At 60.7% G+C, this 14,817-nt stretch carries 13 protein-coding genes; 2 read left to right on the forward strand and 11 right to left on the reverse strand.

Annotated features, from left to right (window positions below; all coding sequences use genetic code 11):
- The first annotated feature begins 62 nt into the window (after positions 1 to 62).
- Positions 63 to 731 carry a BA14K family protein gene (locus tag QTL56_RS11770; RefSeq protein WP_245137840.1) on the forward strand — a complete coding sequence of 223 codons (669 nt, stop codon included), beginning with the start codon at positions 63 to 65 and terminating at the stop codon, positions 729 to 731.
- Between the two features lie 76 nt (positions 732 to 807).
- Here the strand turns inward: QTL56_RS11770 and QTL56_RS11775 are convergent, their stop codons facing one another.
- On the reverse strand, positions 808 to 1,218 hold the full coding sequence (locus tag QTL56_RS11775; RefSeq protein WP_245137841.1) for a response regulator: 411 nt from the start codon (positions 1,216 to 1,218) through the stop codon (positions 808 to 810).
- On the reverse strand, positions 1,215 to 2,342 hold the full coding sequence (locus QTL56_RS11780) for a PAS domain-containing protein (RefSeq protein ID WP_245137842.1): 1,128 nt from the start codon (positions 2,340 to 2,342) through the stop codon (positions 1,215 to 1,217). Before QTL56_RS11780 ends, QTL56_RS11775 begins: the two co-directional genes overlap by 4 nt.
- A gap of 208 nt (positions 2,343 to 2,550) precedes the next feature.
- On the opposite strand from QTL56_RS11780, the gene QTL56_RS11785 reads away from it, so the two are divergent.
- The gene (locus tag QTL56_RS11785; RefSeq protein ID WP_245137843.1) at positions 2,551 to 4,431 is read left to right on the forward strand and encodes a sensor histidine kinase; all 1,881 of its coding nucleotides are present in this window, start codon (positions 2,551 to 2,553) and stop codon (positions 4,429 to 4,431) included.
- 113 nt (positions 4,432 to 4,544) lie between these two features.
- On the opposite strand, the gene QTL56_RS11790 is transcribed toward QTL56_RS11785, so the two are convergent.
- From QTL56_RS11790 to QTL56_RS11830, 9 genes are all read right to left on the reverse strand, one after another.
- Complete coding sequence (locus tag QTL56_RS11790) at positions 4,545 to 4,709, reverse strand: hypothetical protein (RefSeq protein ID WP_172450246.1); 165 nt, start codon at positions 4,707 to 4,709, stop codon at positions 4,545 to 4,547.
- Positions 4,710 to 4,850: 141 nt separating this feature from the next.
- Positions 4,851 to 6,368 carry a tripartite tricarboxylate transporter permease gene (locus QTL56_RS11795; protein ID WP_229576091.1) on the reverse strand — a complete coding sequence of 506 codons (1,518 nt, stop codon included), beginning with the start codon at positions 6,366 to 6,368 and terminating at the stop codon, positions 4,851 to 4,853.
- A gap of 10 nt (positions 6,369 to 6,378) precedes the next feature.
- Positions 6,379 to 6,873, reverse strand: a complete 495-nt coding sequence (locus tag QTL56_RS11800) for a tripartite tricarboxylate transporter TctB family protein (protein ID WP_370660286.1) — start codon at positions 6,871 to 6,873, stop codon at positions 6,379 to 6,381.
- Positions 6,870 to 7,814 carry a Bug family tripartite tricarboxylate transporter substrate binding protein gene (locus QTL56_RS11805; RefSeq protein ID WP_245137845.1) on the reverse strand — a complete coding sequence of 315 codons (945 nt, stop codon included), beginning with the start codon at positions 7,812 to 7,814 and terminating at the stop codon, positions 6,870 to 6,872. The genes QTL56_RS11800 and QTL56_RS11805 overlap by 4 nt, the downstream gene beginning before the upstream one ends.
- A 249-nt stretch (positions 7,815 to 8,063) precedes the next feature.
- Positions 8,064 to 10,133, reverse strand: a complete 2,070-nt coding sequence (locus QTL56_RS11810; RefSeq protein WP_245137846.1) for a 3'-5' exonuclease — start codon at positions 10,131 to 10,133, stop codon at positions 8,064 to 8,066.
- Positions 10,134 to 10,140: 7 nt separating this feature from the next.
- Positions 10,141 to 10,662, reverse strand: a complete 522-nt coding sequence (locus QTL56_RS11815; protein WP_245137847.1) for a hypothetical protein — start codon at positions 10,660 to 10,662, stop codon at positions 10,141 to 10,143.
- 11 nt (positions 10,663 to 10,673) lie between these two features.
- Entirely contained in the window at positions 10,674 to 12,500 is a 1,827-nt protein-coding gene (locus tag QTL56_RS11820; RefSeq protein ID WP_245137848.1) for a DUF294 nucleotidyltransferase-like domain-containing protein, read from the reverse strand.
- Between the two features lie 87 nt (positions 12,501 to 12,587).
- The gene (locus QTL56_RS11825; protein WP_245137849.1) at positions 12,588 to 14,354 is read right to left on the reverse strand and encodes a sodium:solute symporter family protein; all 1,767 of its coding nucleotides are present in this window, start codon (positions 14,352 to 14,354) and stop codon (positions 12,588 to 12,590) included.
- 12 nt (positions 14,355 to 14,366) lie between these two features.
- The gene (locus QTL56_RS11830) at positions 14,367 to 14,627 is read right to left on the reverse strand and encodes a DUF4212 domain-containing protein (RefSeq protein ID WP_229576098.1); all 261 of its coding nucleotides are present in this window, start codon (positions 14,625 to 14,627) and stop codon (positions 14,367 to 14,369) included.
- Positions 14,628 to 14,817 lie beyond the last annotated feature (190 nt).

The following is a 14,817-nucleotide window of genomic DNA, read 5'->3' on the forward strand; positions in this document are numbered from 1 at the left end:
CACCGGGAACCGCATGCCGAGATTTTCATTCTCCTGTCATGACACGACAGAGGGAGATCCCGATGAAACCCGTTCTGGAACTGCTTGCAGCTTCGGCCCTCTCGGTCGGGATGGTGATCGGCGGCGTGGTGGTTGCCTCGGCAGCATTCGCGCCTGACGAGGAAAAACAGCACCACTTCACCGGCCTCGACATCGCCGACCTGTGGACGTCTGAACCGGTTCGCGTCGATCGCAGCCAGCAGAATTTGGAGCGCCTGCCCCCGCGTTATGCCAGCCATGTTGTGATGACGGAACCGCAGGCGACAGAACTTGCGGACCAGGCAAAGCATGGGAACGTCGGATCAGGCGCCGACGGTCTCGATTTCGCCTCGACCAGTTCCGTTATGGACGCCTCAACCGACACAACGTCTGCCGCCCTGGCACCGCAGCATGTCTCGTGGTGCAAGGAACGGTACCGTTCCTATGATCCTGCTAGCAACACCTATCGCAGTTTTAGCGGAGAGTTGCGTGACTGCGCCTCGCCTTATCAGGTGTACAATGCACCTGAGGAAGCCGGCGAAGGACGACTGATCGCCGTCAGCAGCGATCAGACGGAGGTTGCCCCTTCCATGGCTGACAATCAGAACATTCGGGCCTGCATGGAACGCTACCGCTCGTACCGTGTGGAGGACAATACATATCAGCCTTACGGGTCCGGTCCCCGCAGGCAATGCCAGATCGTCTCCTTCTAGAGAGATGCCAGCTCCAGATATATCGTTTCTAGAATCCGCGCCTTGAAGCTCGGTTCGCAGTCCTGCTGGAAAAGCGTCAGGAGGCTGGCGCGCGCTCGCAGAGGATGAGGCCGGATGGAGCGGCGGCCTCAAGGCCGGCGACCGTTGCCGCGATGTATGTCAGAGCGTTCTGCAGTCCGTTCATTGTATAGGGCTTCTCGATCGCACCGAGCGCACCGACGAAATCATCTGGAATCCGTTTGACGTTGCCCGTCACGAATACGAACGGGATCTCACGCTCGGCCAGGCGCCGGCCGATGTCGATGCCCGTTGGGCCGTCACTCAGGTGGACGTCCACGAAGGCGAATTCGGGAACGCTTGTTTCTATGATGTCGAAGGCAGCCTTTCGCGATGCTGCGGTCCCAACGACCACATGGCCAGCCGATTCCACTTCGAGTTCCAGCTCCAGAGCCAGCAGCGCCTCATCTTCGACGATCATGATCTTCAAGTGTTCGTATCCTCTTTCTCTTCGACCAGCATGGTGACCAGCACATCCGTACGATGCCCGTCCACCTCCCGACGGATTTCGGCACCCAATTGCCGGGCACAGGTTTCCAGCATCAGCTTGCCGAATGCATCTTCCTCCGGATTGACCGACACCGGTGTCGTGGTGTCGGTGACCCGGATCAGGAAATGTCCGTTCGTCCGCTTCACCTGCAGATGGATGTCGCCACCCCCGTCGCTCAACCCGCGCCGGACGGCATCGAGCACCAACTCATTGATGATGAGCGCGAGTGGCGAGGCCTTCACCGCAGGAACGAGAACCGGAGAGAGATCGGTCACGACACGAATGTCGTCGCGCTTGAGGGCGCCGACGAGATCCTCGATCAGGTCCTTGGCAAATTCGGAAACATCGAATCGTCCGAGATCACTGCTGGTGAACAGCTTGCGCTGGACAGTGCTCAGCGCCTCTACCCGGTTAAGCACCGAGAACAGCGTCCGTTTGACGACTTCGCTATCCGACATGCGTGCCTGAAGCTTCACGATGGAGGCGATCGTCAGGAGATTGTTCTTCACGCGATGATCGACTTCATGGACAAGAATCGTCTGAGCCTTCAAGGCTTCCGACAGGTCATGAGTACGCCTGGCCACTTCCTCCTCGGCGAGGTTGCGGGCCTCGGCGAGCTCGCGTTCCTTGCTCTTGATCGTCGTGAAGTCGAGTTGCGATGCGAAGAAATAGATGACGTCTCCATCGACATTACGAACCGGACTGACAAACAGAGCGTTCCAGAAGGATGTTCCATCCTTTCGGTAGTTGAGGATATCCAGCGCGACATCCTCCTCTGCCGCGATCGCTTTACGCAGTGTGTCTACGGCCTCGGGAGAGGTATCCGGTCCCTGCAGGAGGCGGCAATTCCGCCCGATCAGTTCGTCGAAGGAGTAGCCCGTGAGTGTCACGAAAGCCTGATTGCAGAAGATGATAGGGTTGTCGGGCTGCCTTGGATCAGTGATCAGCATGGGCATGCGCGTGGCCTTGAAGGCCGCAGGAAACGGATCTTCGGCCAGATGCGAGGCAAGCAGTCTGTCGCCAGCATCCTGTGCGCCGCGTTGTGAGGAGTTTTGTTCGGTCATTCACACCCTGCCTTGGATCAGGCCGCTGACTAAATGATGCATTCCGGAAAAAGTTCCAGGCCCACGCAAGGATTCTCAGCCTAGGCCCACTTGCGAAGCAGACGATCCAGGCCCACACCTAGCCAGTTAAGGGAATGGACTTGCATCCTTATTTCCCCTATCTCACGAGAGTAAAGCCGAAAAGCGCAGCTCAACGCAGTAGGAACGAATGTCCACCGACCCGCAACGAAACGCCACACCCGGCTTTCTGAAGAATGGCGGAGCGATGGCGGAGCTGATCCGCAATCGCGACTGGTCCGATGGCCTTGGTCCGTTGGAAGAGTGGCCTGCAGCACTGCGGTCTGCTCTTTCGATTTGTCTGAACTCGAGCTTTCCCACCGCCATCTATTGGGGTCCGGAACTCCGATTGCTATACAACGACAGTTGGTCGCATATCCCTGGAGAGCGCCACCCATGGGCCCTGGGAAGACCTGGAGCCGAAGTCTGGTCGGACATATGGGAAGTGGTCGGGCCTCAGTTCGAAAAGGTGATGCTGACCGGCGAGGGCTTGTCCACCTACGATCAGATGCTTCCCATGGTACGCCAGGGGGTCCAGACCGAAAGCTACTGGAATTACAGCTTCACCGCCATCCGCGACGAGCTTGGTGAGGTTGTCGGCGTTTTCAATCAGGGCAACGAGACGACAGCCGCGGTGTTGGCGAGGCGTGAGGCACAGGAAGAGATCGCCCGTCTGGGGCGGCTCTTTGCTCAGGCCCCAGCGGCGATTGCCATTCTCGAGGGCTCATCTCACACCTTCAAACTCGTGAATCCAGCCTACGAGGCACTCGTACAGCGCACGGATCTTGTCGGGAAGACCGTGTCGCAGGCACTGCCTGAAGTGCAATCGCAGGGCTTTATCAACATTCTCGATGCCGTTTATTCAAGCGGCGAGCCTTACCAGGGCAAGGCCGTCCCAGTCGAATTCCTGCGTCCGGACGGCGAGCGACAACTGCGTCATGTCGATTTTGTCTTCCAGCCGATTACGGACACCTCCGGCGAACGCGTCGGGATCTTCGTCCAGGCCACGGATGTCACCGAGGCGGCCAATGCCATGGCTGCCCTCAGGGACAGCGAGCAACGTTTCGAAGCGATCGTTAACTCCATCGACCAGATGATCTGGTCGACATTGCCCGACGGCTACCACGACTATTTCAACCAGCGTTGGTACGAATATACCGGTGTACCGGCAGGTCAGACCCATGGAGTGGAATGGGAGAAGGTCTTTCATCCGGACGACCGGCCCGAGGCCTGGGAGAGATGGAAACACAGCCTGGCGACGGGTGAGCCCTATCACGTCGAATACCGCCTGCTGCATCACACCGGCGTGTACCGCTGGGTGATCGGCCGTGCCCAGTGTGTGCGCGACGGAAACGGCGAGATCACCCGGTGGTATGGGACCTGCACCGACATTCATGATCTCAAGGTCGCCGAGGAAGAGCGCCAGCTGCTGTTGCGCGAGCTCAATCATCGCGTGAAGAACCTGTTTGCGATCACTGCAGGCATGATCACGATGACCGCCCGCTCCTCTGCGTCCGTGGCTGCGATGGCCGAAGCCTTGCAGGGCCGGCTGCAGGCTCTGGCCAAGGCGCACCAGCTGATCCAGCCCGCCATCATCTCCGGGTCTCAACGCGGCGAAACAGTCGCTTTCCGCTCGCTGATCGAAGAAATCCTCTCGCCGCATCTTGCCGACCGGGCTGCTCAGCTATCGCTTGCAGGACCGGACCTTCATCTCGGCCCGCATGCATCGACAAGCTTTGCCCTGATATTCCATGAGCTTGCCACCAACGCGGCGAAATACGGACCGTTCCGAGATGCCGATGGCCGTCTCGACGTCAGATGGCACATGGATGGATCGTCATTCAATCTGGAATGGCGGGAAATGGTCGCACGATCTCAGTCTCAGATTACCGCGCCCACAATGGAAGGGTTCGGCAGTAAACTCGCACGCACGAGCGCGACCCACCAACTGGGCGGCAGCATCGATTTTCAGTGGTTGCCCGGTGGTGTCAGCATTGCGTTGACGGCAGCGAGCGATCGCCTGAACACATGAGACGATGACATCCCCGTCCCAAAGCGTCCGCCAAAACGCAAAACGGGCCTCGCGGCCCGTTTGATCGTCCTGAGGGCGCTCGACGAGCGCCCGAGAGTTCATCCCCGTGAGGATTAATAACGCGGAAAATCTGCCGGGTTGATGCCGAGCGTCTTGAGGTGGTGATCCTTCGGACGACGGTGTCCCTCGACAGCGGCCGCTGCGGAACTTGCAGCGCCGATAACGGCGATCGCACGACCGAGGAAACCCTGCTGGATGGACTTGCGGAGGCTAGACATTTCTTTGCTCGCTTTCTTTGTTTGCAAGCAGAAGATGGTCCTCCGACGGTAGAAATACAATGCACGGGAAGTCACGCCAGCCATGCAGCCGATGCAGACCCTGCGAACGAGGCCCTGCATCGGCAGCAGGCGTGATAAGGCTCAGTCCTCGCTGCCGGCGACCTGCGCCAGGACCTGGCCCTTGCCCCGTGCTCGGAGGATCAGGGGGAGGAAAAGCGCGACCGCTGCAAGTATCAGCAGCACGCCCGCAATCGGCGAGGTGAAAAGGACCGTCGCGTCACCCTGGCTGATCGACAGCGCACGGCGGAGCTGTTGCTCGGCCATCGGCCCGAGGATCAGGCCGACGATGACAGGCGCGATCGGATAGCCGAAGACACGCATGAAATAGCCGAGCACACCGAAGGTGAGCAGCAGCCCGAGCTCGAACACGGACGGATTGGCACCGATTGTCCCGAGCGTTGCGAACACCAGGATGCCGGCATAGAGCCAAGGCTTCGGAATGGTCAACAGACGCACCCAGAGGCCGATCAGAGGCAGATTGAGCACCAGCAACATGAAGTTTGCGATCAAGAGCGAAGCGATAAGGCCCCAGACGAGCTGCGGATTGGTGGCAAACAGAAGCGGTCCCGGCTGGAGACCGAATTGCTGGAAGCCTGCAAGCATGATCGCAGCCGTCGCGGTCGTCGGCAGGCCGAGCGTCAGCAGCGGAACGAGCGTACCCGCGGCCGAAGCATTGTTGGCCGCCTCCGGTCCGGCAACACCCTCGATGGCGCCATGGCCGAATTCCTCGGGATGTTTGGAAAAGCTCTTCTCCGCGGAATAGGACAGGAAGCTCGCCACGTCGGCGCCGCCGGCCGGCATGGCACCGATCGGAAAGCCGATCGCCGAGCCCCGAAGCCAGGGCATCCAGGAGCGCTTCCAGTCGGACTTGTCCATCCACAGCGAGCCCTTGACGGCTTCGACCTTTTCCGGAGCCCGATCGCCTTGCGCAGCGACGTAGAGCGTCTCTCCGATGGCAAACATGGCAACGGCGAGTGTCGTGACCTCGAGGCCGTCGAGAAGATCCGGAACACCGAAGCTCAGGCGTGTCTGCCCCGTCAGCTGGTCGATACCGACGATCGAGAAAGCGAGACCGACGAAGAGCGCGGTAAGACCACGCAGCGTGGAATCGCCGAAGGCAGCCGAGACCGTGACGAAAGCCAGCACCATCAGCGCGAAATATTCACGCGGCCCGAAGGACAAGGCGAACTTGACGACAAACGGCGCGATGAAGGCAAGCGAGATCGTGGCCAGCAAGCCGGCGACGAACGAACCGATAGCCGCCGTTGCGAGTGCCGGGCCGCCACGGCCCGCGCGGGCCATCTTGTTACCCTCGAGCGCCGTGACGATGGAGGCACTCTCGCCGGGCGTATTGAGCAGGATAGACGTGGTCGAGCCACCATACATGCCGCCGTAATAAATGCCGGCGAACATGATCAGCGAACCCGCAGGATCGAGCTGATAGGTCACGGGCAGCAATAGCGCGACGGTCAGCGCCGGGCCGATGCCCGGCAGGACGCCGACAAGGGTCCCGAGCGTGACCCCGATCAGCGCATAAAAGAGATTCATCGGCTGCGCGGCAATCGCCAGCCCCTGGAGAAGGAAATCAAACGTATTCACGGGGTTCCCCTCAGAAGAACAGCCGTTCAAGTGGGCCGGCTGGCAAGGAAAGTTGCAGGAAGCGCGCGAAAATGATCCACACGACAAACGAGAGTGCGATGCCCGCAGGTAGCGAGATCCAGAACTTCTTTTTGCCAAATCCGGCGGCCGTCATGGCAAACAGCACCCCGGTGGCGAGCGAAAACCCGGCAGTCTTCAAAAGCAGCATCTGCGCGGCGAGCCCCGCGACGATGAACAGGACGGGAGGAAGCTCCTGATGCTCCCTCTCGGGGAAGTCACGACGCATCGCAGCGAAGACCGTCCATATGCCAAGCACGATCAACCCGATGGCGATACCCTTCGGCACGGTGGCTGGACCAAGACCGGAATAGATGTTGCCACCCTGGAGGCGCGCGACATCGAAGAAGATCAGGCCGGCAACCGCGAACATCACGATCGCGATGGCCAGCGCCGCCCAATCAGGGCGGCGCGTGCGATGCTCGGAAGAACGCTCTTCCATGCTCATTTCACGAGACCGATGTCTTTGAGGATCGTCTCTGTGGCAGCGATGTCCTTGGCCAGCTGCTCTTCAAAGGCCGGGCCGGCAAGGTATGTATCCTGCCAGTTCTTGGTCTTCAGCGTTTCCTGCCAGGCAGCCGATTTGGCGAGCTTTTCGACGTCAGCCATGACCGCAGCCTTCTGCTCGTCGCTCAGGCCCGGAGCAGCGGCAACCATGCGCCAGTTCTGCAGCACGACATCGAGGCCGCTCTCCTTGAGCGTCGGAGCATCGGCGCCTTCAATGCGCTCGGCGCTGGAGACGGCGAGAAGGCGCAGGGTGCCGGCAGCAATCTGGGCCTGGAATTCGCCGTAGCTGGAAATGCCGACCGTGACCTGACCGCCGAGAATGGCCGCAAGCGCTTCACCACCGCCCGAATAGGCGATGTAGTTGATCTTGGTCGGGTCAACACCGGCAGCCTTGGCAATCAGGCCGGCACCGATGTGGTCGGTACCACCCGCCGAGCCACCAGCCCAGGAGACGGAACCCGGATCGGCCTTCAGCATCTCGACCAGCTGGCCGATGTTCTGAACTTCGGAATTGGCCGGAACCACGATGGCTTCGTATTCGCCGGTCAGGCGCGCAATCGGCGTGACATCGGCGAGAGTGACCGGAGACTGGTTTGTCAGGATCGCGCCGACCATGACGTAACCACCCACGATCAGGGCGTTCGGATTGCCCTTCTGCTGGCTGGCGAACTGGGCGATACCGATCGTGCCACCGGCGCCGGGCACGTTCACGACCTGAACATTGCCGGAAATGCCTTCGGACTGCATGACTTGCTGAAGCGAGCGGGCCGTCTGGTCCCAGCCGCCGCCAGGCGCTGCCGGAGCCATGATCGTGTAATCGGCAGCAACGGCCGGAAGGGCCAGGGCGCCTGCGAGAATGGATGCCAGGAAAAAGTGCTTCAAGATAGTCCTCCACCATCAATGCGGCTCTTGCCGCTTTCAACTGATCTGTGGGGAGAACGCAGGTTTGCTCACTGCGGATAGAACCGCTTCAGGCTGTGCCCGCTCCTCCCATGTCCCATCTGTCCCGCCTCCACGGGACGATGTGACCATACGCCTAGCAGCAGAACCTGTCACCCACCTGTCACCGGCCGATGGCAGCTGTGCGAGATGTGGAAAGCCCGGATAGCAAGCCTTGTCGAAGCCTTCGCCTCAGGAAACCCGGGCCCGATCATTCAGGTCACGGACCAGCCTCTGGTGGCTGCGAAGACTGGCCAGAACGTCACCGAAGCGTGACAGTCCGCGCCCGGCCAGCATGTCCTTCAGCTTGATGAACACATCCGCAGTCGCAATGGCGTCACCGAGGGCCGTGTGCCTGTCCTCCTCGTCGATGCAGACACCGAGCCTTTCGGCGAGAGCATCAAGGGTATGGGTCTCGGCGCGACCGAAGACCGTCGCCGACACAAGCACGGTATCCAGGATCGGGTTGAGGAAACGCAGGCCCAGTTCCTTTTCGCGACGGGAGAGGAATTCCATGTCGAAGGGCGCATTATGCGCCACGAGAACTGCCCCCTCGGCGAAGCGATGAAACTGCCGAACGGCCTCCTGAACGCTCACGGCATCGGCGACCATCGCATCTGTCACCCCGTGAATGGCCGAGGATGACGGCGGGATGGGTCGTCCCGGATTGACGAACAGGTTGAAAACCTCGCTCTTGACGCGCTTTCCGTTGACGATCCGCACCGCTGCAATCTGCACCATCTCATCCCCCTGCTCGGGCAGCAGGCCTGTGGTCTCCGTGTCGAAGACGACATAGGTCAGGGCATCAATCTGTGCGTCCGATATCTTCTCGTAGTTGAGGCGAGACAAGAGATCGAAGTCGTAAACCACATGACGGGAAAGGTCTGCTCCGATCGAACGCAGTCGCTCGACCGAGCGCAACCGCGTCAAGATCGCCGGCCTATCATCGGCACGATCGACGACAAGAACATTGCCATGCGCCTTCAGGATCGTCTCGCAAGTCATTCCGCCTTCGAAGACAGCCTCGCCGAGCCAGGCATTCAGGGCCTCAGGCGGGATCATCGAACCGGCCCAGGAAAGGACGACATCTGCAGCCCCTCCGGCATCCGATATGACCAGACGAAAATGCGTGGCTGAGGTCACGCCGTGGATATGCGAAACGAGGTGAGACAGCAGGTTGACGATATCGAACACGTTGCATCGCACGGCAAACTCGCCGACGTCGAAGTCGAGCATGAGCCCTTGACCTTCGACTGCTCTCCTCACTTGCCCGGCAAGCTCCCGTGTGTCCGTCGCGGCCATCGGCCAACCATCGGAGCGACAGGTCTCGAAGCGCGCTTCGAGTTCGGCGAGCATCTCATCCAGAGCCTGCAATTGCTGCACGACAGGGTCATTCGCGAGACCTGACACCGCTTTTGTCTCCGCAGCCCGTCGCAGATCCGACAAGGCCGGACGAACCTGCTGGAAGACGTCACCGAGCAATGCGTCGCGCCTTGCATAGGCTTCGAAGTCGTTGGTGACATCCCGCAGGGTCATCACGTAAGCCGCATGGTCCCCGCCATTGTCACCGGCGAGCCGCATGCGACCGGCAAGACGGCGACGCCCGCACGGGCTCAGACAGATGAATTCGACCACAGCATCGGGAACGGCCCCCTCGAGCAATCTGTGGTGCGCGTCGCGGATCGGCCCTTCGGTCAGATAGTCGAAGATGTTGCGGTCGAGGCAGACCGGCCGCTGGGATCCGGCCAGGAATTGCTGCGCAACACCGTTGTAGAAGACCAGATGATGCCGGCCCGTGCAGAGAAGAACCGCAGGTGGAACATCGGCCAGCAACTGTTCGAGCTTGTTTTTGTCGGAAGACAGGCGTGTGGTTTCCCGCTGAACCTGCTCTGCCAGCGCGCCGCGGGTCTGGGCAAGCGTGGTCGCGGTGGCGGAGGCGGCGGCGGCAAGATCGCCCAGGTACCGCGCATCCTCGGCCTCGAAATCATGCGCGACGTCGGCATGTGCACGAGCCCGCATCGCGGAGGCTACCTTGTCGATCGGCCGTGCAAGATGTGTGTCGAAGAGAAACCAGACCCAGGTCACCAGCGCCAGAATCAGAAAGCCGGCCGCGATCGCGCTCTGCATGAAGGCATTGAGCATATCCTGACTGCCGTCGCGGTGGTAGCCGAACCACAGACCCAAAGCCAGGGCGACGACCGTCCCCGCAGCCAAGGCCACGAAGAACATCAGGATACGTCCGCGCAAGCTGATCCTGGTCATCTCTCCCTCACCCGCTCGAACATGCAATCTTCAAGGCAGCATCGTCCGGCTCGACCTTGATCCACTCGGCGCCCACCAGACGGCCGTCGTCGGCGATGTTCATGCTGGAATCGATGAGATCCGCGCGCCGGGCATTCTGGCAATCATAGACCACCTTGACCGGCTTCACCGGTTGCCACCGCGCCGCAAGCAGGATGTCGACCATGACCAGGCCCGGCTGGGCCGGATGCCGCTTGGCACCTTTCAGATCGACCGCGGTGAAACGTGTGGTGACGGGCTCGATATAGGACCAGGGCCGCCAGAACGCCGTCTGCTCGTTCTTCCACGAAACCGCAATGCCAGGCAGAGCAATGTTCATACGGTCGAACCAGCTGTATTCGCTCCAGATCGAATAGCTCAACATGCCGACGCCAGCCATGGCCGGGATGATCCACTTGGGCAACCGGCCACGGCTCAACCAGCGCAGCAGCATCGCCAATCCGGCCAGGGCAACGCCGGCAACCACTGCGGCAATCAACTCAAACAGCATTCTTCATTCCTCTAGACAGGCGCCCGTCCGCCATTGGCGAGCGCCGATTGCATGGTCCTGACGACAACGAAGGCGTCGCGCAGATGAGAGCGCTCGAAATCGCCGAAATCATAGGGCGCAAGAAAGTTATCCGGCTTTTTGCCGTCACGCACTTGGCGAAACTGATTTCGCAGCCGCATGTCTGCGATGAGGTCATAGGCCGCAATCAGATCACGCGCGCCGGCGCCCGAAATGATCCCCGCCTCCTCCGCCGCCAGCAATCGCGCGCGGGTGTTGACGGGAGGGAGCCGCCCCATCAGGGCATAGACCCGTCCCAGATCCACCACCGGAACGACGCCATTGTGCTTCATGTCGATCTGGTTGCGATGCTCGCCACTGCGGATGGTCGCAAAGCCACGGAGCAGCCCGAGCGGCGGCGCGTGCTTCAGGGAATTGCTGATCATGTGGGCGGTGAAGATCGAGTTGCGGCTCGCCTCTTCCAGTGTTTCCGCCTGCAGATCCTGGTAAAGCGAAGACGCACCGCAGATCGGCCGAAGATCGAACATCACGCTGGCCAGCATCTGCGCAGTCGGGTCCGGCTTGTAGATCCAGTCGCGGAAATAGCTGCGCCAGACGGAGACCGGTTGGCACCAGCGCGGATTGCTCGCCATCATGTCCCCTGGGCAATAGAAATAGCCGCAGATATCGAGCCCTCTGCTCACCTTGGCAGCCAGTTGCTGGTACCAGGGCATCTCCTCGGGCTCGACGCCATCCTCGATGAAGATGCAATTGTCCTGATCGCTGACCCCACTTTGCTCCTGGCGGCCCTGGCTGCCGCAGGCGAGCCAGACGTATGGCACCGGTGGTGGGCCCAGCTCACGCTCGGCGAGCATGATCAATCTGCGTGTCACACTGTCGGCGATGTCGGTGATGAGGCGGGTCACGACCTCATGCGCATTGTTGCTGCCGACGAGCTGGACCAGCAGTTGCGGGATCCGCGCCGTGATCGCGCGCATGTCCTCGGCGCGATCGGCAGACGCGATGTCCCTGATCAACTGGGCCGAACTGATGGCGTGGAAGCGGATGAGATCCGTCTGCGTGATCATGCCGATCAGCCGGTCCCCCTCCACGACAGGAAGATGACCGACGCGGCGCTCCAGCATCAGATGCAGGATGTCCGAGCCGAGCGCCTCGCCACGCAGGCCGACGGGATGGGGTGTCATGACCGCCGACACCGGCGTCGTCTCGGGATCGAGCCCTTCCGCGAGCACCCGGCCGGTCAAGTCGCGGGTCGTCAAGATCCCCTGAAAACGTCCGTCCTCGACGACACCGAGACTGGAGACATGCCGCTCCCGCATGAGTGTCGCAGCAGACCGGACGGTGTCGGACGGCGAACAGACGATCGGCGGTCGCGACATGAGCTCGCTGACCTTTTGAATCGTCATGTCGCCGCGACGGCTGTCGGCAAATCTGCCGCGCGTGAAAAAGCGGGAAAAGACGGGCTGCTCCTGCATCAATCGATGAAATTCATCTTTCGGCAGGATCAGAAGCGTGCAGGCGCTCCGCGCCGTGGCCGTGGTGGCTGCAAAACCGTCGGCCAGAAGGCCACGTTCGCCGAACGAGTTGCGCGGGGCGAGTTCGGAGACCACCGTATTGGTGACATCCATGATTTCGACCGCACCGTCCATGATCAGGTAGATGCCCGGCAGAGGATTTCCGCGGTGATAGATTTCTGCACCAGCTGAAAAGGAAATCTCTTGAAAGCGGGTAGAGACCCGCTCGATCTCATCTTTCGGGAGACTGTCATAGGGATGGACCGTCTCGAGAAAAGCCAGCACGGCGGACTGCAACTGGACCATGTGCCTCGCCCTCATTGGGCGCCCTGGCGCCTTGTTTGTTTGAGGGACAGGAGGGGCGACTGTGCCGCCCCTCCCGATAGGTTGATATCAGTGACCGGTCGCCTGACCCGCACCGCGCGGAACGCGGATGGATTCGACGAGATCCTGGACATGCTGCGGCGGAGCTTGCGTCATCATCGACACGACGTAGGCCGTGGCGAAGTTGAGCAGCGCACCGATCGGGCCGAACGCCGTCGGCGGAATGCCGAACAGGTAGTTGGCCGGAACGTTTTCGAGCATGTTGGTCCCTGCGACGAAGAACCAGCCCAGATAGGTGAACAGGTACAAGCAGGTGACCACGAGGCCGACGATCATGCCGAGCGTGGCGCCGAGCGAGTTGATGCGCTTCGAGAAGATGCCCATCATCAGAGCCGGGAAGATCGTTGCAGCGGCAAGGCCGAAGGCGAGTGCAACGGTCTGGGCAGCAAAGCCGGGCGGGTTGAGACCCAGGAGCGTTGCGACCAGGATTGCGCCTGCCATGGCGACACGTGCCGCCATGAGTTCTCCCTTTTCCGAAATGTCCGGCTTCAGGAAGTCCTTGATCAGATCGTGGCTGATCGCCGACGAGATGGCGAGAAGCAGGCCGGCTGCGGTCGACAGAGCGGCTGCGAGACCACCGGCCGCAATGAGGGCGATGACCCAGCCCGGAAGCTGTGCGATTTCCGGATTGGCGAGAACGAGGATGTCGTTGTTGATCGTCAGCTCGTTGCCCGTCCAGCCACGCTGAGTGGCCGTGTCGGTGAAGCCGGCGGCAGCATCATTGTAATACTGCATGCGGCCGTCGCCATTCTTGTCCTCGAACTTCAACAGACCCGTAACTTCCCAGTTACGCATCCAGTCCGGGCGCTCTTCGTAGAGAACCGCTTCCTGCTGCGTGCCACCCGGATAGATGGTGTCGATGATATTCAGGCGTGCCATGGCGCCGACAGCCGGAGCCGTCAGATAGAGCAGCGCGATGAATACGAGAGCCCAACCGGCGGACCAACGCGCATCAGACACCTTCGGAACAGTGAAGAAGCGGATGATGACGTGCGGCAGACCAGCCGTACCGATCATCAGCGACAGCGTGAACAGGGTCATGTTCAGCATGGAGCCTTGAGCGGTGTAGGCATTGAAGCCGAGATCGGTAACCACCTGGTCGAGCTTCTGCAGGAGCGGAAGCGCGGATTCCGTATGCGTGCCGAAGAGGCCGAACCACGGGATCGGATTGCCGGTGAGCTGCAGCGAGATGAAGATCGCCGGGATGGTATAGGCGATGATCAGAACGATGTACTGTGCGACCTGCGTGTAGGTGATGCCCTTCATGCCGCCGAGAACGGCATAGACGAAGACGACCGCAGACGCGATCCACAGACCCGTCGACACATCAACTTCCAGGAAGCGCGAGAAGGCAACGCCGGCACCCGTCATCTGACCGATGACGTAGGTCACCGAAATGACAATCAGGCAGACGACAGCCGTCAGGCGAGCGCCCTGGCTGTAGAAGCGGTCACCGATGAACTGCGGAACCGTGTACTTGCCAAACTTGCGCAGGTAGGGCGCGAGCAGCAGTGCGAGCAGCACATAGCCGCCGGTCCAACCCATGAGGTAGGTCGAGTTGCCGTAGCCGACGGTGGCGATGAGGCCGGCCATGGAGATGAACGAAGCCGCCGACATCCAGTCGGCCGCGGTTGCCATGCCGTTCAAGACCGGGTTGACACCACGGTTTGCGGCATAAAACTCGGCCGTGGTTCCGGCTCGAGCCCAGATGGCGATGCCGACGTAAAGCGCAAAGGACGCGCCTACGATCAGCAGATTGAGTGTATACTGATCCATTATTGGTCCGCCTTACTGCTCATCGACGCCGAATTCGCGGTCGATCTTGTTCATGTAAATCGCGTAGCCGAAAATCAGAGCGATGAAGACCACGATCGAGCCTTGCTGGGCGAACCAGAAGCCGAGATCGGTTCCACCGACGGCAATACCCGACAGAGCGGGGCGAAGCAGGATGCCGAATCCGTAGGATACGATGCCCCAGATCGCCAGGCAGATGTAGATGATGCGAATGTTCGCTGACCAGTAAGCGTTAGACGAAGATTTATCCGTCACGAGTGCTCCTCCCTTTCCTCGACGAGACGTCCTCCAAGACCCCTCGTCCTCCACGTCTTTTCCGCCAATCCTTGTCCCAAGGCGGAATAGACAATTGTCTAGGAGTAACGAATCCGGTGCAGATCGTACATTCTCCGTTAGTCGCAGGGCAGACCGTTGCCCACAACAAGCTGTGCCGCAACGAAACGAG

The sequence above is a fragment of the Peteryoungia algae genome (genome assembly GCF_030369675.1).
GTDB lineage: Bacteria > Pseudomonadota > Alphaproteobacteria > Rhizobiales > Rhizobiaceae > Allorhizobium > Allorhizobium algae.